This window comes from Candidatus Nanosynbacter sp. HMT-352, assembly GCF_021222645.1.
Taxonomy (GTDB): domain Bacteria; phylum Patescibacteriota; class Saccharimonadia; order Saccharimonadales; family Saccharimonadaceae; genus Nanosynbacter.
Genome location: NZ_CP089520.1, coordinates 34,386 through 57,642 on the forward strand (window position 1 = coordinate 34,386; position 23,257 = coordinate 57,642).

Annotated in this window: 26 protein-coding genes, 3 tRNA genes and 1 other RNA gene; 22 read left to right on the forward strand and 8 right to left on the reverse strand. The window is 40.8% G+C overall.

Annotated elements, in window-relative coordinates; genetic code table 11:
* Positions 1-13: 13 nt before the first annotated feature.
* From LR957_RS00170 to LR957_RS00210, 9 genes are all read left to right on the forward strand, one after another.
* A complete protein-coding gene (locus LR957_RS00170; protein WP_232272994.1) occupies positions 14-1,774 on the forward strand; it encodes a GspE/PulE family protein in 1,761 nt (586 codons plus the stop codon).
* An 11-nt stretch (positions 1,775-1,785) separates the two neighbouring features.
* On the forward strand, positions 1,786-2,856 hold the full coding sequence (locus LR957_RS00175; protein ID WP_129637150.1) for a type IV pilus twitching motility protein PilT: 1,071 nt from the start codon (positions 1,786-1,788) through the stop codon (positions 2,854-2,856).
* A gap of 3 nt (positions 2,857-2,859) precedes the next feature.
* The gene (locus tag LR957_RS00180) at positions 2,860-4,074 is read left to right on the forward strand and encodes a type II secretion system F family protein (protein WP_232272995.1); all 1,215 of its coding nucleotides are present in this window, start codon (positions 2,860-2,862) and stop codon (positions 4,072-4,074) included.
* 81 nt (positions 4,075-4,155) lie between these two features.
* Positions 4,156-4,635, forward strand: coding sequence for a type II secretion system protein (locus LR957_RS00185; protein ID WP_232272996.1), 480 nt, complete (start codon positions 4,156-4,158; stop codon positions 4,633-4,635).
* Between the two features lie 72 nt (positions 4,636-4,707).
* Complete coding sequence (locus LR957_RS00190; protein WP_232272997.1) at positions 4,708-5,589, forward strand: prepilin peptidase; 882 nt, start codon at positions 4,708-4,710, stop codon at positions 5,587-5,589.
* A 32-nt stretch (positions 5,590-5,621) separates the two neighbouring features.
* Complete coding sequence (locus tag LR957_RS00195; protein WP_232272998.1) at positions 5,622-6,362, forward strand: type II secretion system protein; 741 nt, start codon at positions 5,622-5,624, stop codon at positions 6,360-6,362.
* Positions 6,355-6,936, forward strand: a complete 582-nt coding sequence (locus LR957_RS00200; protein WP_232272999.1) for a type II secretion system protein — start codon at positions 6,355-6,357, stop codon at positions 6,934-6,936. The genes LR957_RS00195 and LR957_RS00200 overlap by 8 nt, the downstream gene beginning before the upstream one ends.
* On the forward strand, positions 6,920-7,618 hold the full coding sequence (locus LR957_RS00205) for a PilW family protein (protein WP_232273000.1): 699 nt from the start codon (positions 6,920-6,922) through the stop codon (positions 7,616-7,618). Before LR957_RS00200 ends, LR957_RS00205 begins: the two co-directional genes overlap by 17 nt.
* Positions 7,611-8,753, forward strand: a complete 1,143-nt coding sequence (locus LR957_RS00210; protein WP_232273001.1) for a hypothetical protein — start codon at positions 7,611-7,613, stop codon at positions 8,751-8,753. The genes LR957_RS00205 and LR957_RS00210 overlap by 8 nt, the downstream gene beginning before the upstream one ends.
* A gap of 1 nt (position 8,754) precedes the next feature.
* On the opposite strand, the gene xerA is transcribed toward LR957_RS00210, so the two are convergent.
* Entirely contained in the window at positions 8,755-9,678 is a 924-nt protein-coding gene (gene xerA / locus LR957_RS00215; protein ID WP_232273002.1) for a site-specific tyrosine recombinase/integron integrase, read from the reverse strand.
* 86 nt (positions 9,679-9,764) lie between these two features.
* Here xerA and LR957_RS00220 point away from each other — a divergent pair, with 86 nt between their 5' ends.
* The 7 genes from LR957_RS00220 (at position 9,765) to LR957_RS00250 (ending at position 14,121) form a co-directional block, all read left to right on the forward strand.
* Positions 9,765-10,289: a nucleoside-diphosphate kinase gene (locus LR957_RS00220; protein WP_232273003.1), complete on the forward strand. Its 525-nt coding sequence runs from the start codon at positions 9,765-9,767 to the stop codon at positions 10,287-10,289.
* Between the two features lie 41 nt (positions 10,290-10,330).
* Positions 10,331-10,407: transfer RNA gene (locus tag LR957_RS00225), tRNA-Arg, on the forward strand.
* Between the two features lie 5 nt (positions 10,408-10,412).
* A complete protein-coding gene (locus LR957_RS00230; protein WP_232273004.1) occupies positions 10,413-10,943 on the forward strand; it encodes a PH domain-containing protein in 531 nt (176 codons plus the stop codon).
* Complete coding sequence (locus LR957_RS00235; RefSeq protein ID WP_232273005.1) at positions 10,921-11,919, forward strand: SurA N-terminal domain-containing protein; 999 nt, start codon at positions 10,921-10,923, stop codon at positions 11,917-11,919. The genes LR957_RS00230 and LR957_RS00235 overlap by 23 nt, the downstream gene beginning before the upstream one ends.
* A gap of 52 nt (positions 11,920-11,971) precedes the next feature.
* Positions 11,972-12,047, forward strand: a tRNA-Thr gene (locus LR957_RS00240).
* A 4-nt stretch (positions 12,048-12,051) separates the two neighbouring features.
* A complete protein-coding gene (locus LR957_RS00245; RefSeq protein WP_232273006.1) occupies positions 12,052-12,429 on the forward strand; it encodes a hypothetical protein in 378 nt (125 codons plus the stop codon).
* Between the two features lie 3 nt (positions 12,430-12,432).
* Positions 12,433-14,121, forward strand: a complete 1,689-nt coding sequence (locus tag LR957_RS00250) for a glycosyltransferase family 2 protein (RefSeq protein WP_232273007.1) — start codon at positions 12,433-12,435, stop codon at positions 14,119-14,121.
* Here the strand turns inward: LR957_RS00250 and LR957_RS03660 are convergent.
* Both LR957_RS03660 and LR957_RS00255 read right to left on the reverse strand, forming a co-directional pair.
* Positions 14,039-14,524 carry an NrdR family transcriptional regulator gene (locus tag LR957_RS03660; protein ID WP_445082933.1) on the reverse strand — a complete coding sequence of 162 codons (486 nt, stop codon included), beginning with the start codon at positions 14,522-14,524 and terminating at the stop codon, positions 14,039-14,041. The genes LR957_RS00250 and LR957_RS03660 overlap by 83 nt on opposite strands.
* A 365-nt stretch (positions 14,525-14,889) precedes the next feature.
* Positions 14,890-14,966, reverse strand: a tRNA-Val gene (locus LR957_RS00255).
* A 60-nt stretch (positions 14,967-15,026) separates the two neighbouring features.
* On the opposite strand from LR957_RS00255, the gene thrS reads away from it, so the two are divergent.
* Genes thrS through LR957_RS00275 form a run of 4 tightly spaced genes read left to right on the forward strand, consistent with a single transcriptional unit; the run spans position 15,027 to position 19,008 of the window.
* On the forward strand, positions 15,027-16,838 hold the full coding sequence (thrS, locus tag LR957_RS00260; RefSeq protein WP_232273008.1) for a threonine--tRNA ligase: 1,812 nt from the start codon (positions 15,027-15,029) through the stop codon (positions 16,836-16,838).
* Positions 16,839-16,849: 11 nt separating this feature from the next.
* Positions 16,850-17,752 carry a tRNA (adenosine(37)-N6)-dimethylallyltransferase gene (locus tag LR957_RS00265; protein ID WP_232273009.1) on the forward strand — a complete coding sequence of 301 codons (903 nt, stop codon included), beginning with the start codon at positions 16,850-16,852 and terminating at the stop codon, positions 17,750-17,752.
* A 24-nt stretch (positions 17,753-17,776) separates the two neighbouring features.
* Positions 17,777-18,367, forward strand: a complete 591-nt coding sequence (locus tag LR957_RS00270) for a hypothetical protein (protein WP_232273010.1) — start codon at positions 17,777-17,779, stop codon at positions 18,365-18,367.
* Positions 18,368-18,369: 2 nt separating this feature from the next.
* Positions 18,370-19,008, forward strand: a complete 639-nt coding sequence (locus LR957_RS00275) for an MBL fold metallo-hydrolase (RefSeq protein ID WP_232273011.1) — start codon at positions 18,370-18,372, stop codon at positions 19,006-19,008.
* A 75-nt stretch (positions 19,009-19,083) separates the two neighbouring features.
* On the opposite strand, the gene rpmB is transcribed toward LR957_RS00275, so the two are convergent.
* On the reverse strand, positions 19,084-19,293 hold the full coding sequence (rpmB, locus tag LR957_RS00280) for a 50S ribosomal protein L28 (RefSeq protein WP_232273012.1): 210 nt from the start codon (positions 19,291-19,293) through the stop codon (positions 19,084-19,086).
* 98 nt (positions 19,294-19,391) lie between these two features.
* On the opposite strand from rpmB, the gene LR957_RS00285 reads away from it, so the two are divergent.
* Both LR957_RS00285 and rnpB read left to right on the forward strand, forming a co-directional pair.
* Positions 19,392-20,036 carry a site-2 protease family protein gene (locus LR957_RS00285; RefSeq protein WP_232273013.1) on the forward strand — a complete coding sequence of 215 codons (645 nt, stop codon included), beginning with the start codon at positions 19,392-19,394 and terminating at the stop codon, positions 20,034-20,036.
* 175 nt (positions 20,037-20,211) lie between these two features.
* Positions 20,212-20,553, forward strand: an RNA gene (gene rnpB, locus LR957_RS00290) — RNase P RNA component class A.
* Positions 20,554-20,603: 50 nt separating this feature from the next.
* Here the strand turns inward: rnpB and rplT are convergent.
* From rplT to LR957_RS00310, 4 genes are read right to left on the reverse strand one after another with little or no spacing between them, the layout of a single operon-like run.
* Entirely contained in the window at positions 20,604-20,945 is a 342-nt protein-coding gene (gene rplT, locus LR957_RS00295) for a 50S ribosomal protein L20 (RefSeq protein WP_232273014.1), read from the reverse strand.
* Positions 20,946-20,947: 2 nt separating this feature from the next.
* Positions 20,948-21,142, reverse strand: a complete 195-nt coding sequence (rpmI, locus tag LR957_RS00300) for a 50S ribosomal protein L35 (RefSeq protein ID WP_129743559.1) — start codon at positions 21,140-21,142, stop codon at positions 20,948-20,950.
* The gene (infC, locus tag LR957_RS00305; protein WP_232273015.1) at positions 21,142-21,672 is read right to left on the reverse strand and encodes a translation initiation factor IF-3; all 531 of its coding nucleotides are present in this window, start codon (positions 21,670-21,672) and stop codon (positions 21,142-21,144) included. The genes rpmI and infC overlap by 1 nt, the downstream gene beginning before the upstream one ends.
* Positions 21,673-21,731: 59 nt before the next feature.
* Positions 21,732-23,255: a YifB family Mg chelatase-like AAA ATPase gene (locus tag LR957_RS00310; protein WP_232273016.1), complete on the reverse strand. Its 1,524-nt coding sequence runs from the start codon at positions 23,253-23,255 to the stop codon at positions 21,732-21,734.
* Positions 23,256-23,257: the final 2 nt, after the last annotated feature.

The window sequence follows — 23,257 nt, forward strand, 5'->3', positions numbered from 1 at the left end:
AGAAGGGGCGTAAATGGCTTTACTGACGGACGACATCCAAGATAAGTTGATCGAGCTGCTCGTAAACGAGGGGCTTATTGAGAAGTCTGTCATTGATGATGCCTTAAAGCGCGCCTCTGAGAGCGGTAAACCTCTGTTTAGTCTGCTTAGTGAAGAGGGGTTGCTTGACAATGAACTATTAGTTCATGGTGTGGCTCAAGTTTCGGGCGTGCCGTATGTCAATCTGTCGAATAGTGTTATTAGCCAGGATATTTTATCTCTATTACCGTCCGACGTTGCTGAGAGATTTATGGCTGTGCCGCTGGCCGAGGTTCAGAACCGACTAGCAGTAGCGATGATCGACGCGAATAATGTTCAAGCGGTGGACTATTTGTCGAATCGCATCCAGCGTCCGATAAAAGTTTTCATGGCCTCAGAAGAGAGTGTTCGTCACGTCTTGGATCAATATAAGACTGACTTGTCGTCTGTTAATGTGGCTGCACAGGCTTCGCAGGAAGAGTCTTTGTCGGAGGCTGGCAATATTAAAACGATTGTCCAAGATTCACCGATATCACGAGCGTTATCGACAATTTTGGAGTATGCGGTAAAAAGTCATGCGTCCGACGTGCATATTGAGCCATTAGAGAAGGCTTTGAAGATTCGTTGTCGTGTTGACGGTGTTTTGCGTGAAATAATGCAGCTCCCAAAGAGTATTGAGCCGGCGTTAGTTAGTCGCATTAAGATTCTTTCCAATCTGAAAATTGACGAGCATCGAATTCCTCAGGATGGTCAATTTGCGGTTAACGTCGCAGGCAAGGAGGTTGATCTTCGTATTGCTATCTCTCCAGTTGTCTGGGGTGAACAAGTGGTTATTCGTCTGCTTGATAAGAGTGGAAGTTCTTTTAATCTGGAAGATATGGGCTACGCTGGGCGCGCATTAAGAACGATCCGTAAGGGGATTAAGCGACCAAATGGAATGATTCTGACGTCAGGTCCAACTGGTTCTGGTAAGTCAACGAGTTTGTATGCGTTGATTAAAGAGATTAAAGACGACACTGTGAATATTGTGACGCTTGAAGATCCGGTTGAGTATAAGATGGATGGCGTCAATCAGATTCAGGTGAATGCGGAAGTTGGCTTGACGTTTGCTTCTGGATTGCGCTCAATTTTGCGTCAAGACCCAGACATTGTGATGGTTGGTGAGATTCGCGATAATGAAACGGCGAATTTGGCCATTCAGGCAGCCTTAACGGGGCACTTGGTTTTCTCAACACTTCACACTAATTCTGCCGCTGGTGTGTTGCCGCGTCTATTAGATATGGGAATTGAGCCGTTTCTTATCGCCAGTACGGTTAACACAATTATCGGTCAGCGTTTGGTGAGGCGAGTGGCGCGCCATCGGGATATCTATCAATCATCGCCGTTAGAGACGCAGGCAATTCGCGAGGCGGTTGGTGGATTATTGCCGCAAACAAGGGAGCAGGTTGCTCAATACGCGCAAGATTTGGGATATGAAAGTTTGCCGCTAGCGACACAGACGTCGTTTGCCTTGGCAAAAGGAAAAGATACGCCGCAAACTCCTCGCGGTTATGCTGGTCGAGCTGGTTTGTATGAGGTCATGGATATTACTGAAGAGATTCAGAATTTGATTGTTAAGCGCGCGACCTCAGCGGAAATTCAGCGAATGGCAATTCAACAGGGTATGATTACGATGCGTCAAGATGGTTATTTGAAGGCGTTGAACGGAATAACGACAATAGAAGAAGTTAATAGGGTAGCGGCGGATACCGCGTAAAAGGAGGAAACATGAATAATCAAGAATTGCGAATTGAGATTTTGCTGGAAGAGGTCGTTAAGAAGCGAGCTTCAGACCTTCATATTCAAGTTGGTTTGCCGCCAATGCTACGAATTGACGGTTCATTGATGCCGGCCGCCGGAACTCAACCATTGGACGAGCCTGCAGTTGAGAGATTGGTATTTCAGATTCTCGATGAAGATCAGCGACAGATTTTGCTAAAAGATAAGGAATTCGACTTTTCGTTTGCGTTTGGCACATTGGGGCGATTCCGAGTTAATGCCTTTCATGAGCGTGGCAATTTGGCTGCAGCTCTACGTTTGATTCCAAATGAAATTAAGTCGGCGTCTGAGCTGGGTATGCCACCAGTTGTTAATACGTTTGCAGATTTTCCTCGTGGTTTGGTGTTGGTCACTGGTCCAACTGGTTCCGGTAAGTCAACGACTTTGGCGGCGCTGGTTGATAAAATTAATTCTGAGCGCTCACAGCATATTATTACCATTGAAGACCCTATCGAGTTTACCCACAAGTCGAAAAAATCAGTGGTAGTTCAGCGTGAAGTTCATTACGATACTTATTCGTTCTCTGCGGCTTTGCGCTCGAGTCTTCGCCAAGACCCAGATGTTGTGTTGATTGGTGAGATGCGCGACCTCGAGACGATTTCAGCAGCGATTACAATTGCTGAAACTGGACACTTGGTGTTTGCGACGCTACACACAAACTCCGCTGCGCAATCAATCGACCGTATGATTGACGTGTTCCCGCCACACCAGCAGCCGCAGATTCGCGCTCAGCTCAGTAATATTTTGATGGCAATTTGTTCGCAGCGACTAGTCCCGGCTATTGGTGGTGGACGAGTCGTGGCGGCAGAGGTTTTGATTGCTAATCCAGCGGTGCGCAACATTATCCGCGAAGGTAAATCTCACCAATTGGATGCCGTGATTCAGACTGGTGCTGATCAGGGAATGCAGACAATGGATCGAACTTTGGTCAATTTGGTGCAGAACGGTACGATTACGTATGATAGTGCTCGTGAATTTGCTGTCGATTTGACGGAATTTGAGAGGCTGATGAGGGGGTAATAAATGAAGAAATATGATTACGAAGCCAGAGATAGCGCAAGTAATAAAATCGTTAAATCAGTTGTTCAGGCTGATAGTGAAAATGCCGCCGCGAAGCTTTTGACGTCACAAGGGTTTGTGCCATTAAAAATTGAACTACAAGACGATAAGACCAGCTTATTTGCAAAGTTTTCTGGCAGAATTACCACCAAGGATAAGGTTGTATTTACTCGTCAGCTGGCTACACTTATTGGTGCAGGACTACCTTTGGCACAAAGTCTTCGAACGGTTCAGGAGCAAACTACGAATAAGCGCATGCAGGAAATTGTTCAAGAGATTATTTCTGACGTTGAAGGCGGTAAATCCTTGTCCGATTCGTTCGCAAAGCATCCAGAAGCTTTTAACAAAGTTTATGTAGCTTTAGTCTCGGCCGGCGAGACGTCAGGTACGATGGATGATTCGCTTAAGAGGTTAGCTGCTCAGCAGGAAAAAGACGCCGCTATGATGAGTAAAATTAGAGGTGCTATGATGTATCCGTCAATCGTCTTGGTAGTGATTATATTGGTCATCGGATTTATGTTATTTACGGTTGTTCCGCAAGTTGAGGGGCTGTACCGTGACTTAAATAAAGAGTTGCCATTTGTAACTCTTGTGATGATTAAAATAGCGAACTTTTTTATTCATCTTTGGTGGCTTGTTATATTGGCAATGATTATCGGCGGTTATTTCCTAGTACAATATTTGAAAACTGAGCAGGGAATTAGGACTAAAGACACCTTTAAGCTCAATATCCCAATGTTCAAGGGGATGTTCAGAAAAATGTATATGGCACGATTTGCCAGGACTGGTCAAGTTCTTCTGAGTACTGGCGTTCCGATGCTTGATATGCTTCGTATTACGTCTGATGCTGTCAATAACGTGATTATTAGCGAAAGCATACTTCGCGCATCAGACAAGGTGAAGGGTGGTAAGGCTTTGTCGACTTCTTTATCTAATGAAGATTATTTCCTAGCAATGGTGCCGCAGATGATTAAAATCGGTGAGCAGTCGGGTAAAATTGATGAGATGATGGGTAAGACCGCTCAAGTGTATGAAGATGAGCTTGATGAGGAAATTCGCGCCTTGTCGACGGCGATAGAGCCAGTTTTGATGGTCTTCTTAGCTATAGTTGCAGGTACGATGGTCGCGGCTATCTTGCTTCCAATCTATAGCTTGGTTGGCAACATCAATATTCGCTAGACTGACTTATATTTTTAGTGTATTATAAACGTAAGCATTTTTGCGTAAATATAGGTAAACCATAGAAAGGTGGGAAATCTAATGATAAAAAAAGATAATAAAAAGGGATTTACAATCATCGAGGTTGTGTTGGTCTTGGCTATTGCTGGACTTATCTTTGCGATGGTGTTTATCGCATTGCCAGCTTTGCAGCGTAGCCAGCGCGACCAGTCAAGGAAGAATGATGCTTCAACAGTTGCCGCAGCTATTACCAATTGGAATTCAGCTAATCGTAACGGCGGCACGTTTAATGAAGAGTCTCTACGCAAGTATGTCGATAAGCTTGATCAGTATGATAAAGATTCAGAGCTGAAGGTTGCTGCGACTGGATCATCAATGTCGGTTGCCGGTAATGAAATTAAGGTTATGCGCGGCAAAAAATGTCCTACAAGCACGCCAGCTCCATCTGCTGACGATCCGGCAAACATAACTTTGCAAAACGGATCTTCACGCAACGCAGCAGTTGTAGTTCTACTGGAGAATAACGGTTCTCAAAAGCAATTGTATTGCCAGGATGTATAATCCATAGATAAATTACAAATCAGCCTCGGTATGGGGCTGATTTTTTTATGGTTTTTTGTTACCATAAGAAGTATGATTGAATTTGTATTAGTGGGATTTTTAGGGGCTATTTTAGGTAGTTTCGCCGGAGCGCAGATTTGGCGCTTGCGAGCTCGTCAATTGATGGAAGATAAAAAAGCTGGAGAAAAAGTCAACCAAAAGGAATTAAAGAAATTATCTCCATTGATAAAAAAAATTTCCAAAGATAGATCTCGCTGTTTATCTTGCGGACATGAGCTTAAGTGGTACGATTTGATTCCTGTGGTAAGTTGGGCTGCTGGACTGGGGCGGTGCAGATATTGCAAAGCATTTATCGGTTGGATGGAAATCTTGCTAGAGCTAGTGATGGCTGGATTATTCGTTGCATCCGTGGTTTTTTGGCCTGGATCATTGACGGATATCTGGCAAGTCGCGTTGCTGGTCTTGTGGTTAGCAAGTTTGGTGCTGCTGGCGATTTTATTTGTCTATGACCTCAGATGGCTACTTCTTCCAGATGTAATTAATATTCCGTTTATCATTCTTGGTGCTATTTTTGCAGGAATAAAAGTATGTCTATCTGGCGATTTCTCAAAAAGCTTGATGACGTTATTTGGGTCGATTGCGATTCTGAGCGGAATATATATGGTGCTATATTTATTCTCGAAATATCGTTACGGGGAAGATAAAACTTGGATTGGTTTTGGTGATGTTAAGCTTGGACTTGGATTGGGTTTGTTCTTAGGAAACTGGCTTTTAGCTTTTGCAGCTTTATTTATCGCAAATCTTATCGGCACGCTTCTTGTCTTGCCGTCAATGATGCGAGGAAAATTGCAAGCCACTTCACGGATATGCTTCGGTCCATTGCTTATCGTAGGGTTTTTACTCGCTTGGTTCTTTAGCCGACAAATTTTAGAGTGGGGCTTTCTTATTGTCTAAGTAAAAAGCGCTTATGCTATAATGGAGAAGTGATGGGCAATAAACAAAAAGGTTTTACTATAATTGAAGTGATTTTGTTTGTGGCTATTTCTGGTTTGCTGACCTCTATGCTGATGGTTGGCGTAAGTATGTCAATTAATCGTCAGCAATATCGCGATTCGGTGCAGTCTTATGCTGGTTTTTTGCGAAATGAATACTCGAAGGTAGTCAATGTTGAGAATGAGCGATCTAAGGGTGCTTGTCCAATTGAAAGCTCTGATGGTCGAGCTGAAACTCTACGTGGCCAATCTGATTGTGTGATTGTCGGTCGCTATATTACCACTGAAGGTTCTCTGGGCTCAACGGACGGCAATCTGTACAAAACTTATCCAGTTTATGCTTATAGATCAGATAAGGGTAGTGCGTGGACTTATAAACGCGGCGCTGAGTCTGACAAATATATCGTTAATTGGCAAGCAAAAACTAGGTTCTCTAACCAAGCCAAAGATAGTGCGTATATTTCTATTTTGATGTACCGCCACCCAGAGACGGGACAGTTGGACATTAGAACTGATACGAGCCGATTCGGTGACAATTTAACTGATTTCGTCAATAATAAAAATAGTGCTGGAGTTGTGCAATCTGCTGGCGAGCAGCGTCAACAAAGGGAAATTTGTGTTTATGATGACGGTTGGTTGCCGGGAGAGAGGTTATCTATTTTTCTACGATCGCATGCAGGTTCTGCTGATGCTGTAGTTATGGGTAATGCTACGGGAGGTTGTGCTGATGCGTAAGTTTAACAGAGGCGACACACTTGTCGAAGTGTTGCTTGGAGTAACCATTTTTAGCCTAGTTGCCGTTATTGCATTAGAAACCATGAATCGCGGGATGGCTATTGCTCAGTATTCTTTAGAGACGACGTTGGTTCGTCAACAGGTTGACGCTCAGGCTGAAATGATAAGATATGCACATGATATGAAAAATGATACTTGGAAGAAATTGGTAGACAATAATTCGGTGAGCGTTTCTGCTGTTAATGGCAATGAAGGAAACTTGGGTGTTGAAAAATGTTCTGATGATTTTTCTACGAAAGAGTTTGCATTGGCTGCGACGCCTTCGCTCGCTTCGAAGATTAGTATATTGAACAATCCTGGAGATTATAAAGCGACAGAAACATACGCGCGGGTTGATAGCGATACTAAAAAAACGTATGGAATATCAGTTAGATTGGTTAAGCCGAGTACGGCTACTGGAAGCAGGGACAGTAACAAGTACGATGCGTACATAAAAGCATGCTGGATGCCTGTTGGTAGCAAAATGCCGGCGACTCTTGGTACGATTGTGAGGCTATATGATTCGGGGTTATAAAAAAGGATTTACACTTATCGAATTGATGCTCGCCATGAGTTTTATTTCTGTTCTTTTGTTGTCGATTGCTATGGTGGGTATTCAAGCGGGAAAAATGTATAGCAGGGGTATTGTGCTTCGTGATGTTAATCAAGCGGGGCGAGATATTTCAGACACTATTCGACGCGATTTTCTTCAGGCGAATGCCGAAAAGATTGATGGTACGGGATTGAGGGTACCGAATAATAGCAATTGGTCAACTGGTCGACTTTGCCTTGGCTCTCATTCTTATGTGTGGAATAATCCGAAGTATTTGGATGATCCTAGCCTGTTGGGCGGAAATAGTCTGTTTAAGGTTAATGGTAATCCAGTGAATTTGGTGCGCGTAGTTGATGCGGATAGCGGATTATGTAAAAAAGATGCTTCTGGCAAATATCCGGAAACCGTCGATCTTGCAAAATCATCCAATTTGCTCAGAGCTATTAATAGTGGCGATGGCTCAATTGGCGTGCACGAAGTTACGTTAGAAAAGGTTACCTCAGATAATTCAAGGGAGGCGCTGTATAAATTGACTTTTACGCTGGGGACGAGCAAGATGAGCGAAATAAGGAATTCTTCCTGTAAAGCTCCGACTGAAGATGATAGTAATTTTGAGTTCTGTGCTATAAATAAATTTGAGATGATTGTGAGGACAAATGGGTAAAAATGCGCGACAATCAGGTGCTGTATCTCTTTTTGCGGTTATATTTGGCGCGATGTTGCTAACTATTGTTACTATTGGGTTTATCAAGTTGATGATTATGGATCAGCGACAATCTTCGAATAATGATCTGTCGCAAAGTGCTTATGACGCGGCTTTGGCTGGGGTTGAGGATGCTAAGCGTGTGGTTCGTGCCGCTCAAACGGGCAATATTCAAGCGGCAGGAGTATTGAATGGTCCAATTAATTGTAATATGGTCGCGGCATCTGGTGTTGTTGGAGGTAGCTCTTCTGGCGAAACTATTATTAAAACTGGCACGGATGCGGGTAAAAAATTTGATCAAGCGTATACTTGTGTAAAAATCACTATGAAATCTCAAGATTTTATATATAAGTCTATTGAGGAAAAATCTCAAATTGTGCCACTACGCACAACTGGTTCGTTCAACAAAATATCTATCGAATGGTATAGGCGTGATGATGAGAGCAATTTGAATGGCGCCAACGCCGCCAACACTGAAATATCTACTTCTGGGGATTTGCCGACGAAAAACAACTGGAATGCTAATTCGCCACAATTGATGCGCGTGCAGCTTATTAACCCAGGCGCCACCTTTAATTTAGCGGCGTTAGATTCAACTGGTGTCACTTCTTTCTTACGACCGAACGTTTTAAGGTCAGACGTAGCAAGTCAGAATGGTACTGCTGTTTCTGGTAAGATTTCTGATCATCCACGCGCAACTGATGGTAACGAACATAATAATGGAACAAGTGTGGTTTCTTGTAGCAAGACATTCAAGTTTTCTGGCGAATATTCATGTAAAGCGGTGATTGATGTTGATGAGATTCCAGCTGGTAGTGAAACAGCATTCTTAAGGCTATTGCCTATATATAAAGGTGGCAGTGTGAAGATTTCTCTTCAAAAAACTGACGGAACGATTGTCAATTTTGATGGAGTTCAGCCAATTGTCGATTCCACGGGGCGGGCAAGTGATTTGTTCAGAAGAGTTGAAGCTCGATTGCAAATTGGAGATGATTTCGCATATCCTAACAATGCGGTTGAATTAAAGAATAGTCTATGTAAAGATTTCTCTGTATCTGGCGGCGGATCTGCTACCACAGGTCAATGTAAGCCATAAGTTAAGCTTCTGTATCACTATGGAATCGGTCGTGAATGTCTTTCAGGTGCTGGTCGGTAACATGCGTATATACCTGTGTTGTTGATATATTGCTATGTCCCAGCATTGATTGGACTGAACGCAAGTCTGCACCGTTCATAAGTAGGTCGGTGGCAAAGCTATGGCGCATAGTGTGTGGGCTTACATGTTTTGTGATACCAGCTAATCTAGCATATTGACCAACCATTCTCTGAATACTGCGCGCGCTTAACCTACGGTAGTCTCCGGAGGTGTTGGGGGTTGCGTGGCGTTTGCTATAGCTTAAAAATAGAGCGGGTAGGTTATCTGTTCTAGCTTCCAGGTACGCCGATATGTGTTCGGCAGCACTTTTTGAAATAAAAACAGGGCGATCCTTTTGTCCTTTTCCTCGCACCATAAATTCGCGCCTCTTTAGGTTTATATGATCTCGGTTTAAATTGACCAATTCTGAAACACGCAGTCCGCTGGAAAATAGCAACTCAACGATTGCTCGATCTCTCAGTCCAGATTCCGTATCGGTTGGTATTTGATCAATCATACGTAAAATCTCGTCATATTGTAAAAAAGTCACTTGTTTACGGACTACTTTGGGTAATATAATTCTGTCGGCTGCTAGACTTTTGATATTACGACGAGAAAGGTAAGTTAATAGACCTCGCAATGCAATAAGATGATAACTTTGGGTGATTAGAGATAACTCTTCGCCGGTGTTGTCGTTTTTATAACGGTTTAACCAGAGACGATACTGACGTATTAATTCTGATGTAATTTTCTCAACATCTATATCCCCGGCAAAATCGATAAATCTCTCCAAGTACAGTTGATAATTTATGATAGTTTTCTGGCTACGTCCACCTTCAACTTCTAGGTGCTCTAAGAAATCAGTTAAAGCTTCAGATATAAACATAATATTTATTCTATCGCTAATGAATATGTTTATCAAATTATTTATTTCTGCTACTATATTAGAAAATAATAAGCAGAGGAGTATCTATGGCAGAAAGTGAAAAAAACTACTGTGGCGTTGAAAGGACATTGGTCGTCTTTAAGCCTGACGCAGTTCAACGAGGTATAGTTGGGGAAATTTTACAACGTTTTGAGCGAGTTGGTCTAAAAATAGTTGGTGTAAAAATGACATCGCCGTCTAGAGATCACTACTATGCTCATTACGAGGACATCGGTAAATTGGCTACTCGTAGGGGCGAGGGAACTTTGAATATAACACTGGATATGATGATGGATGGTCCAGTCATAGCAATGGTATTAGAGGGTGTCGAAGCTGTTGCTGTTGTTAGAAAGATTGTTGGTCCAACAGAGCCAAAGTCAGCCGATATGGGAACAATTCGTGGCGACTACTCACACATCAGTTTTGGTTATGCAGATGAGTGTCAAAAGGGTGTTCCAAATTTGATTCATGCTTCTGGCGATTCAGATGAGGCTGCGCGTGAAGTTGAACATTGGTTTAAGCCAGAAGAGTTAGTGAATTATCATACATTGAGCGAGAAATTTACTCGATAGACTAGTCTTTCCTGAGACCTACCGTGGTATAATGGTTGTATGCCTCGGTAGCTCAACTGGATAGAGCAGATCCGTCCTAAGGATAAGGTTGTAGGTTCGACTCCTGCCCGGGGTACCAGATATATGACAGAGAGTATTAAAGATAAGCAGTTCGACGGGCAACGTGATGGTGAGCGATTGCTGTTTGTATTTCGTCGCCATATAATCGCTATGCGAAAAGGATTTTATCTACTTCTTGGGTCTATGGCGTTTGGTTCGTTGCCTTTTTTAATTTGGCAAGATAACTTAAGCTTTTTGTGGGTATTTATTGGTGGGTTTATTTTTGGGTTAATACTATTTTTCTATCATTTTTTGATGTGGTTTTATACCTACTACATTGTTACTGATCAGAGAATTCGTCAAATTACTCAGCATGGATTTTTTGGTAAAGACGTCATTGAGTTAAAATTATCAAAAATTCAAAATATTAGCTATAGTGTCCCGGGGTTTAGTGGTGAAATGTTTAAGTTTGGTACAATAGTTATTCAAACTTTTGTTGGAGATCTTGTTATAAAAAACGTAGAACATCCAGATAAGATCTATAATAAACTACAAGACGCAGTGGAAATTTCGACAAAGAAGGAGGATAGCAATGAAGAACCTATTGAACCGTAAAGATAAAAAACAATCAAAAACACTACCAAAAAGAATTACGAATGATACAGTAGCTCAGCATCGGGAAAAGGTTTTGGCGGCTGGTCGTAAGCATAAATACCCCGTACAATACACCAAACGTCGATTAGTATGGATAACTATGTTTGTTAGTATTATTATATTGGCTATTTTTGTTGTTATTGGCTGGATGCAGTTATATGTTTGGAGAGATACGAGCGATATTGCATACAGGATAACCAAGATCTTACCTCTTCCAGTGGCTAATATTGATGGAGAAAATGCCGAGTATAGCGACTATCTTTTGTATCATCGTAGCTCATTGGCAGTATTACAGTCTCAGGGACAAGCAGATCAAAAGGACAAAGTTAAGTTCTATCAAAACCAATCCATAAACAAAGCCTTAGAGGTTGCGTATGCTAAAAAGCTTGCAAGAGAGAATAATATCACGATTGATGATAAAAGAGCTCAAGATTTAATTAAAAGTCAACAGGAATCTAGTAAGCTTTCGCAGACTGCTTACGCATCCGTAGTAAAAGATAACCTCCATTGGTCAATGGATGAGTTGAAGATTGCTATGAAATACACCTTATTAAAACAAGAAGTTTCTTTTAAGGTTGATAAGACTGCGGGCAGTCTAGCATCTGATATCGAGAAGAAGCTGCGAGCAGGTAAATCTCTAAAGGATGTCGCTACAGAGATGGGTGATAAAGTACAACCTGTGTTTGACCTGTCTGTGTCTGTAGATAATTCCGATGGAGGCTTAACGAAATCAGCTATGTCCTTAGTAAAGGGTAAAACTTCAGGCCCCATAAAAACCCTTTCCGGTGATGGGTATTATTTCGTGACACTTAATAATATCGAGGGTAATGTCGTAAATTATTCCTACATAAAAGTTCCGCTAACAGAATTTAATAGTCGTCTTAACTACTTAAAAAATAACAACAAGGTAAAGTACTTCATTTCTATAGACAAATAATCGCTCTAGTTTGAAAAAGCTTCTATTTTTGCTATAATCTCCTAAGGAGCTTGCCGTTGTAGCTCAGCTGGTAGAGCAGCTCATTCGTAACGAGCAGGTCGCTGGTTCAAGCCCAGTCAACGGCTCCATTTTATGAAAGATACTATAAAGAAATTGATAAAAATTGTTTTTAGCGACAGGACTGTGGCAACTCTTTTGATCGTTAATGTTGTTGTGGCTATTGTTGTGTCTGTATTTTTAGGATTGTCGATAAAGCATAGCGAGGCTCAGGTTATTACGCGCTATACCGCGTATGGTGATGCAAATTTCTATAGGAGCCACTGGTTTGGTCTGTTTAGTTATATTGTTTTAGCGTTTATGGTAGCTCTTGGTCATTCTGTGTTAAGTGTTAAATTAATATCGCTAGAGAAGCGAAGCTTGGCTATGTTTCTTCTGTGGCTGACTCTGGGCATCTTGGTTATTTTATCTATTTTAGGATATTCAATTATTAAAATTGCATCGATAGGGTAATGTATGGACATTGAAATTCCACTTGGCAAACGAACGAAAAAATATCGTTTTCTTGAGATGCTCCCAGGAATATTGAGTTACGGAGCTGTCATTCTTTTGATAATTTTGTCTATTTTAAGTCCTGTTTTGGCGTCAATTTATCTATTGTCTATAATCCTAGCCGCGTTCGTGAAGGCTATAGCGATTAGCTATAGAGTAATCAATGGCCACAATAACATGGAAAGGGCATCAAAAGTTGATTGGAATGGGCGATTGTCTGATTTAGAAAGCCCAAAAGAAGCGTACTCTAAACTGAGGGGGGTTGAGTCTAAAGAGTTGCTATACCAGCAGCATTTAGATAATCTAAAGTTTATGTCTGCTGCGGAAGATGGATATTTTCCTAAGCCAAGTAGTATTTACAACGCTCTTATTATGCCTGCGTATAATGAGAGCATAGAGGTTATTGAACCTGCTCTTAAGTCAGTCTTAGATACAACATACGACAAAAAGCGGCTGATAGTGGTTTTTGCGTATGAAGAGCGTGGTGGTGTTGATATTGATACAACAGCCAAGACATTGAAGAAGAAATACGGTAAATATTTTCACTCTTTTCATATCGTAAAACACCCAAAGGACCTGCCAAACGAAGTAGTCGGTAAAGGTGGAAATATTACATATGCGGGTAAGTGGCTGGAGAGATATTTACAGCAAGAGGGAATAGCTTTTTCTGATGTTATTGTTACAACAATGGACTGCGATAATAAGCCGCATAAGTATTACTTTGATTATGTAACATATGAATATGTTACCCGCGAGGACAGGAAACATTTATCATTTCAGCCAATATGTTTGTTTACTAATAATATATGGGATGTTCCTGCTCCCATGAGAGTGGTGGCGACGGGGAATTCGTTTTGGAACATCATTAGTTCTATGCGTCCATACTCTTTGCGTAATTTCGCGTCACATTCTCAGCCGATGAGTGCACTTGTTGAGATGAATTTTTGGAGCACTAGAACGATTGTTGAGGATGGGCACCAATATTGGCGAAGTTATTTCTATTTTAGTGGTAATTATGAGGTTGTGCCTATTTTTGTGCCAATTTATCAAGATGCGGTATTGTCTAATGGATATAGGAAGACACTAAAGGCTCAGTTTATTCAGTTGCGCCGCTGGAGTTATGGGGCTTCTGATGTGGCTTATGTGGGTAACAATGTGTTTAATAGGAATAGAACTACAAAATTTTGGCCTAGCTTAGCTAGGTTCATAAGGTTACTAGATGGTCACGTAACGCAGGCTTGTATCGCTTTGATCGTTGCTTTTGGCGGATGGGCACCGCTTGTGCTGAATGGTGAGGCTGCTCGTAGTGTTGCTGCACATCAACTGCCAGATACAGTTAGCTTAATACAACAGATAGCTATGGTGGGTATTCTGGTTTCAATTTTCGTATCATTTAAACTTCTGCCTCCGCGTCCAGAAAGATATAAAAAGAGTAGGAATATATTGATGGTCTTGCAATGGGCTCTGATGCCTGTAATTGCTATAGTATACAGCTCAATGGCTTCGTACAATGCTCAGACTCATCTTCTGATCGGTAAATACCTTGATAAGTTTGATGTAACAGAGAAGACTACAGTGGAGATGAATGATCAGAGTCGTGCTCAGAATAAGAAAAAGAAGGGCGACCCCGACGCTTCTTCCTCTGGGGAGTAATAAGATTGTGTTGTGCTGCGTATTGCAGTGCGGCTATTTGATCAAAATTCTGTAATGTCGAGTGAGTTATTTCGGCGATATATTGTGGCGATATCGTGTACTCGTTTTGTAAAAGCGTCAACTTGTCTTGTATAGTATTGGCTAAGTCGTAACTATATGAGGCTGCTAATCTATCGTCATGATTAAAACTTCGCGCAATACTAAGCATTAGCTTTCCTATAGAAAAATTATTTTTCTTGCCATTTTGTGATATAACAATGAGGTCAATCACAGGCTTTTCGTAGGTTGTAAAAGAATAGCCACATTGGTCGCATATATGTCTGCGCCAGGTTATTGGGTATTTTTTATTTTGACGAGAATTTGTTATGTGGGTTTTTCCGTGAAAACATTTTATACATATCATATCAATATATTGACATATAGCTATAAAAAAATCCAGTGGAAAAGTACTGTGTAAAACAAAAATCGCCTCATTCTAGAGGCGATTGCTTCGTAAATATAGAAACTTAACTAAGTATAGATCTTTCTTCGTTAATCTTCTTGTTGTATTCGTAGTGAATTTTGGTCTTGCTCAATAAAGAACAATGTTGTGGCTTTTTTGTGCCTAAATTAGGCGAGTCATATTTACTCATGTTCCAAATTCTAACATACTTATTGAATAAAGTCAAGGTCTGTGCGGAAAATCTGTAGGTTTGATTGTTTTTTGTATTAACTAACTCTATCTATAAAAAGCCTCGTCTACTATCGACGAGGTTTATTTATCGTATCTGGTGGGCAATAGAGGATTCGAACCTCTCACCTCTTCAACGTCAATGAAGCGCTCTAGCCAAATGAGCTAATCGCCCAGATATAATAATATTATCACAACAGATGTCTAGTAGCAAGGAGCGTGGTATAATACTGATATGAGCGAAGAAGAATTAAGATCTATGAGACATAGTCTAGCGCACATTATGGCGCAGGCTATTCAGCATTTATGGCCTCAAGCGAAGTTCGGTGTGGGTCCAGCTATCGATAATGGCTTTTACTATGATGTCTATCTTGACAACGGGACAATTTCTGAAGCTGATCTTCCGAAGATAGAAAAGGAGATGCGAAAGATCATAGCGGCTGATTATCCGCTTGAAAGGCGCGATGTGTCGGTAGAAGAGGCTATTGATTGGGCTATAAAGGGAGATCAGTCATTTAAGGTGGAACTACTGAATGACCTTAAGCGATCTGGTACTACAGTTGCTAGTGAATTGACTGGAGAAAAAATGGGGTCTGTGTCTGATGGCGATAGTAAAGTTGAGACTGTTTCTTTGTATTCTCAGGGTGATTACACTGATTTGTGTAGGGGCGGACATGTGGATAGCACTGGAAAGGTTGGCGTATTTAAACTTACTAAGACGGCTGGAGCGTATTGGCGAGGCAGTGAAAATAATCCACAAATGCAACGAATATATGGTGTAGCGTTTGCTACGCAGGAAGAGCTGGATGAATATCTGAATAGATTGGAGATTGCAAAACAGCGAGATCATCGCAAATTAGGTAGGGAGCTTGATTTGTATACAACTTCACCCTTGGTGGGGATTGGTTTACCTTTGTTTACTCCTCGCGGTACGATTTTACGAGATATAGTGGCTCAATATTCGAACCAGCTGAGACAGAAGTTTGGCTTTGAAAAAGTATGGACGCCTCATATTACGAAAAAAGATCTATATGAAACATCGGGACATTGGGCTAAGTTTGGAGAGGAATTATTTTTAGTTAAAAGCCAGGAAACTAGCGACGAGATGGCTCTTAAGCCTATGAACTGTCCACATCATACGCAAATTTTTGCCTCACGACCGCGAAGTTATCGTGATATGCCGGTAAGATACTTGGAGACGACAACAGATTATCGTGACGAAAAAACTGGCGAGCTGGGCGGATTGAATCGAGTTCGCTCACTAACGCAAGATGATAGCCATATATTTTGTCGTACTGATCAGATTGAAGATGAGATTAATAATTTATTGTCGGCTGCCCGCGAGCTATATAGATCAATTGATATGAAGCTCAGGGTTCGCTTGAGCTACCGTGATGAATCCAACTCGTACCTGGGTGACCTTGGCTTATGGGATTCCGCACAGAACCAGTTAAAGTCTGCTGTTGAGAAAGTAGGTTTGGATTATTTCGAACAAGAGGGTGAGGCGGCATTTTATGGTCCAAAGATTGACTTTATGGCGACGGATGCAATCGGTCGTGAACATCAAGTTGCAACTGTGCAGCTGGATTTTGTGCAACCACAAAGGTTTGGTTTGGAATATACGGATAATGATGGCAATTTTACAGCACCAGTTATGATTCACTGTGCCTTATTGGGCTCAATTGAGCGATTCTTAAGTGTGTTTATAGAACATACTGGCGGATGGTTTCCGTTTTGGGCGGCTCCGGAACAAGTTCGTATTTTGACGATTAACGACACGGTGTTAGAGTATGTTGATAAAATAACAACTATATTATCAGACATTACTCTCATGAAGCCAGTTAGATATAACGATGTAAGATTTACAATAAACTCTAGAAATGAATCATTAGGCAAGAAGATTAGGGAAGCTACTTCTATGAAGATACCTGTTCAACTTATCGTAGGACCAAAGGATATGGAAGCTAGTGAGGTTAGTGTTCGCACGCAATCTGGTGAAGAAAAAATATCATTGGAGCAGCTTGCTGAGTATATAAAATCTTTATAGGATTGAATTAATTGGATAAGTTTGCGGAATTAGATAATAGCGTTAGTGAAAGTCACCTACCGCTAATTGTAATTATTGGCCCTACCGCTAGCGGCAAAACATCGTTGGCTATACAATTAGCGAAGAAGTATAGAGGAGAGATAATTTGCGCTGACAGCAGGACTGTCTATCGTGGTATGAATATCGGGACAGCTAAGCCTTCTTTAGGTGAACAGCAAGTAGTGCCTCATTGGGGTCTTGACTTAGTAGATCCAGGAGATTCTTTCAGTGCGTCGCAATTTAAGGATTATGCCTGTCAAAAGATTAAAGAAATCCGAAGTCGAGGAAATATTCCATTTCTTGTTGGTGGAACAGGGTTGTATATTGATTCTGTTATTTTTGATTTTCAATTTGGGGCTAAGTCTAATGAAGATAAGAGGTGTGATTTACAGGAAATGACGGTGTCTGAGCTTCAGCAATACTGCGCTAATCATAATATACTCTTGCCGGAGAATAGTAAAAATAAAAGATATCTAGTTAGGGCTATTGAACGAGCCGATGAAAAGCCGTCTAGACTGGAGGTTCCATTGAATAATACTATCGTTGTTGGAATTACTACAGATAAGCAGTTGTTGAAGCAAAGAATTACAGATAGGGCAAAAAAAATGTTCAAGGATGGTGTTGTAGAAGAAACAATAGAATTAGCCAATAATTCCGGGTGGTGCAATGAGGCTATGACGGGTAATGTTTATCCTATTATTAAGAAATTAATCGAGAAAGAAATAGATGAAGATCAGACTATTCGGGAGTTTATCGTTAGTGATGTAAACTTAGTAAAACGTCAGTTGACGTGGTTTAGACGAAACCCATTTATTGAATGGGGAGATATTCGTTCGTGTGAACAATATTTATCTCGAGTATTAGATAGTAAGTAAAAAATATGTTACAATTATAGTGCAATGATTGATTCATTATTTGGTTCAAAAACTAGGGTAAAATTACTTCATCTTTTTCTGAACAATCCAGAAAAGTCATTTTACGTGAGAGAGATCACTAGGCTGATTGATGAGCAGATAAACTCCGTTCGTCGAGAACTGGCTAATATGGTATCTGTGGGTATAGTGCAGCAAGACGCTATTGATAATAAGCTATATTATAGTGTAAATGAGACTTATCTTTATATTAAGCCGCTTACGGCTATATTTTCAGACAAGAGTGCGGAAGGGTGTGCAGATGTAGGTGATATTTCCTGGGAGGATTCCCTGAAGAGAGTGAAGGGTTTAAAGTTGGCTATTATCTCAGGAAAGCTGGTAGTTGGGTCAAACTCTTCTATTGATCTATTGTTAGTTGGTGATGATATATCCACTTTAGCGATAAAAAATCTCACCAAAAAAATTGAAAAAGATAAAAAAACAGAGATAAATTATACTGTTATGTCCTATGACGATTTTTATTATAGGATGAGTGTCAAGGATAGATTTATAATGGATATTGTAAGAAATAAGCATTCAGTAGTAGTAGATATAGAAAATATAATGAGGAAGGAGTAGGAATGTTTGAAGTAGAGTATAAAGGGGCAAATGCTGTCATTGTTACTACAAAGAAGCTTCGCGTAGTATTTGATCCAAACTTAGAAATCGTCGGAGGGAAAAATGTTTCCGTAAGCAATGATGTGGAGGTGGTTACGGAGGATAGATTTACTGTTGCAGATTCTGTGCCAAGACTATTATTCTCTGGTCCAGGCGAATATGAAGTTGGGGATATTTCATTGCTAGGAATTCCAGCACGCCGATATATCGACGCCGCAGATGATGTTAAAAAATCTACAATATATAAAATTACGGTTGGTGAAGCTAAGGGGGTGATTGTTGGTAATATTGAGAATAAACTAACTGATAATCAGCTCGAAAATATAGGTGTTGTTGATTTTGCAATATTACCTGTCGGTGGAAATGGATATACATTAGACGCAATAGGAGCAACTTCAATAATTCGTCAATTGGATCCTAAGGTGGTGATTCCAGTGCATTACAATGACGCTACTTTGCGTTATGAAGTTCCACAGGATAGTGTGGATGAGTTTGTAAAAAACCTAGGAGCTCCAGTTGTTGAGGCTGGTTCAAAGTGGAAGTTAAAGAAAATAACCGATTTACCGGATAATTTAACAGTTATTCAAATATCGAAAAGTTAGAGCCTTCTCGCTGAATTAAAAATAACTCCGATAACGTAATCGGAGTTATTTTATTAAAAAATTTAATCTTAGTGATTACTTATTAGTAGTTGCGCCTAGAATACCTTTTTTCTTCAGGGTGCGAATAGCTTTTGTGCTTAAAGTCATGGTAATTTTTTGACCGTCAACGACAAAAGTTTTCTTCTGAAGGTTTGGTTTGAAGACGCGTTTAGTGCGGCGCAGGGAGAAGCTGACGTTGTTACCGTACTGCTTTCCTTTGCCTGTTAAATCACATCGTGATGCCATTTCCACTCTCTTTACTTTATTATTAATAACAATCCTTATTATTGTAGCGGCATTTGCTTAATTAGTCAAGATCGCGTATTAATGCTATAATAACACTTATGATTTTAGAAATAATAATAGTTTTGATTGTTATATTGCTGTCTATGACTATTCATGAGGCTATGCATGCTTTTATGGGGTATATACTGGGCGATAATACCGCAAAAGAAGAAGGAAGGTTAACTCTTAATCCTGTGAAGCATATTGACCCAGTGATGACTATTTTGCTTCCCTTGATTATGGTTATTTTACACGCTCCAGTCTTCGGAGGGGCTAAACCTGTTCCGTTTAATCCAAGTAGAGTCCGTTTTGGCGATTGGGGAGCAGTCCTTGTTGCCCTTTCCGGTCCGATTACTAACTTAATAATCGCCTTTATCGCATTTGGCGTAGGGGTTTTTGGTGGTGTTATTAATAATTCCGGAGTAGTACAGCCTACGATATTTGGATTGATTATTTCTACTGCTGTATCGGTAAATCTGGGATTTTTTGTTTTTAATATGCTACCAATTCCGCCTCTAGACGGATCTAGAATATTATATGCCGTAGCGCCAAATAGTGTAAGGAGTGTTATGCAAAAAATTGAGCAAAATGGCATTCTTTTAGTGATGATTATAGTTGTGCTGTTTTCTGATGTGATCGGACAGGTTATGTCGGGTTGTATTCAGGCAATTTTGCGTGTATTTATGAACATATTTAGTGTATAATATAGGCAGACCCTGGATTTATCCGTGGGCGCGTATGATTTTCCTAACATCATATGATAGGGAGCTTTAATGATTTATTGTCGTGGCAATAAGTTGCGAGCACCCACCTTGCATTTATGCGGGGAATATCTAGCGCCCACAGACAAGTCTAGGGTTTAGTGCTATAATATATCGTGTAGTCTGTTGGGCAATCGCTTAAGTTATACTTAAGAGGAAAGTCCGGGCAGCAAAGGATACGACAGTCGTTAACGGCGACCGGAGGTAACTCTAGGGAAAGTGCCACAGAAACGAAACTACCCTTGTATTTTATATACGAGGGAAAAGGTGAAACGAGTGGGGTAAGAGCCCACAGTCGTCTATGGCGACATAGACGAGAGGTAAACCCTGTCGGCTGCAAGGAGATTTGCAAATAGGATTATCCGTCCGCAGATCGATAACCGCTTGATTTGTTTGGCAACAAGCAAACTAGATAGATGATTACCCTAGACAGAACCCGGCTTATAGACAGACTATGAATAAAACACCCTGCGTAATGCTAGGGTGTTTTATATTGATAGATTTGTCCTACTATAGACTTGCTTTTACTATTTCAGCAAAAGCTTTTGGCTCGTTAACAGCCAATTCTGCTAATATTTTTCTATCAATCTCAATGTTTTTAGATTTCATAGAAGCTATAAGTTTGCCGTAAGTTGTGCCTTCTTGTCGAGCGGCTGCATTGATTCGGGTAATCCATAAGCCGCGTAGATCACGCTTCTTGTTTCGGCGATCGCGGTATGCATATTGTAGAGCCCTAATAACACCTTGTTTTGCAAGACGAAAACTTCTGGTGCGGTTATGTTGCATTCCTTCAGCTGCTTTTAAGATTTTTTTATGCTTAGCGTGTGCGGCAACTCCTCGTTTTACTCGCATAACTATACTCCCATTGCTCGACGGGCGTTCTTGGCCATCGAACCAGTTACTGTTGCTGTTGTATTGATTGCGCGTTTACGACTTTTTGACTTTTTAGCCAATAAGTGGCCGCCAAATGCGCGCTGGCGGGTCAATTTTCCGGTGCTGGTTAGCTTGATACGCTTCGCAGTGCCTTTGTGGGTCTTTAGCTTTGGCATTATTTACTCCTTATTACTACGCTCAGATTGCGACCAGCCATCTGAGGTTTTTGCTCTAATATTGCATCCTCACTAAGGTGTTCCATGATTTTGTCGATCAATTCGTAGCCGATCTCTTTATGGGCCATTTCGCGACCTTTATAGACCACTTGTATGCGGACTTTATGTCCGCCCTCTAAAAACTTACGGATCTTCTTCAGTTTAACCTCTAGGTCTCCGGCCCCTATCTTTAGACCGAAGCGCATTTGCTTTAGGTCTCCAGATTTGGCTTGACGCCGATTCTTCTGTTGATCCTTCATTTTTTGATACTGGTACTTACCCCAGTCAATGATTTTAGCAACTGGCGGATTGGCGCCTGGCGATATTTCAACTAGATCGAGATTCATGTCGTTGGCTTTATTTAAGGCCTCCTTAAGGGGCATGATTCCGAGCTGTTCGCCATCAGGACCAATTATCCGCAGTTCTCTTGCACGGATTGCTCCGTTGATACGGATTGATTTATTAATCTCTGGCTCTCCTTTTTGAAGCAATTTTAGATTAACTCAGTTGCTATTGTAACAGAGATGCTTGTTATTTTCAAGAACAATAATTAACCTATGTTAATCTGTCTGTATTGTAGGCTTTCTGCTATGTGTGGAACTTCTATAGACGTGGATCCTTCTAAATCTGCGATAGTGCGAGAAACTTTTATGACCTTAAAGTAGCTGCGAGTGCTTAAATCTAGTTTTTTGGCTGCGTTCGTCAAGAAGGTTTTTGCAGATTCTGAGATTGATGTAATTTTGTCAACGTTACTACTTGGAATGTCATTGTTGTATTTATAACTACACTTATATCTGTCTCTCTGAATGGAGTAGGCTTTATGTATCTCAGATAAAAATGTCTCTTGTTGTGATTTTGTCGACATTTTATTATTTAATAATTTTTCATGGGGGACTCGTGAAACCGATACTGTTAGGTCTATTCGATCAAGTAACGGCCCTGATAATCTTTTTTGATAATTGAGAATTTGATTTTGTGAGCATATGCAAGTTTTTTCTGTGTCTCCAAGAAATCCACAAGGACAAGGATTCATTGTGGCTACTAATAAAAAATTGGCAGGGAAGTTGAATTTACCATTTGCACGACTGACGGTAATTTCGTGATCCTCTAAGGGTTGACGAAGTGATTCAAGCACAGTGCGTGGATATTCAAGTAGCTCATCAAGAAATAGGACGCCTCTATGAGCTAAACTGATTTCTCCCGGCTGCACTTTCGATCCTCCGCCAATAATAGAGGCTCTACTTGCGGTGTGGTGTGGCGACCTGAATGGTCTATCTACTATGGGATTATTTATTATAGTGTGTTCTCCAAGGCTGTGAAGTTTTGTCACTTCCACTATCTCATCCTCCGACAGGGCTGGTAATAGATTCTTCAAGGATTTTGCCAACATAGTTTTTCCTGATCCCGGAGGGCCGGACAATAAAATATTATGTCTTCCGGCAACGGCTATCTGGATAGCTCTCTTTGCTTGCTCTTGTCCGTAGATATCATCAATGGTTGGAGTGTTTTTATGATTGGAAAATATATTTTTTACTGACGATCTATCTATTGGTTTAATAATCTTTTCTTTTTTGAGATGTAAGAAGAGTGACTTCAGGTTTTCTACTGGAAATACATCAACTCCAGTCGTCAGCGCCGCTTGTTCGGCGTTTTGAGCTGGTACGTATATTGATTTAATTTTTTGATTTTTAGCTACTTCGGCTGTAATAATTGCTGATCGTATTGGACGTAGGCTGCCGTCTAGTGCCAATTCACCCGCAAAAACCGCATTATTTATATCGCTTTGGTTGAGCGCGCCGCTGATACATAAAATAGACAGGGCAATAGGAAGATCGAAGTGAGATCCGTCTTTTGGCAGTTCTGCTGGTGCTAAGTTGATAATTATTTTTCCTTTCGGAAAGTCCAAGGAAGAGTTTTTTATTGCGCTACGCACTCGGTCTCTGGACTCATCGATGGCTTTATTGCCCATTCCGACAATTTGTAAGCTAGGGAGTCCTTTTGACATATCTCCTTCAACCTCGATGATTTGCCCGTTAAATCCATAGGGAGTAGCTGAAATAACTCTACTTATCATGA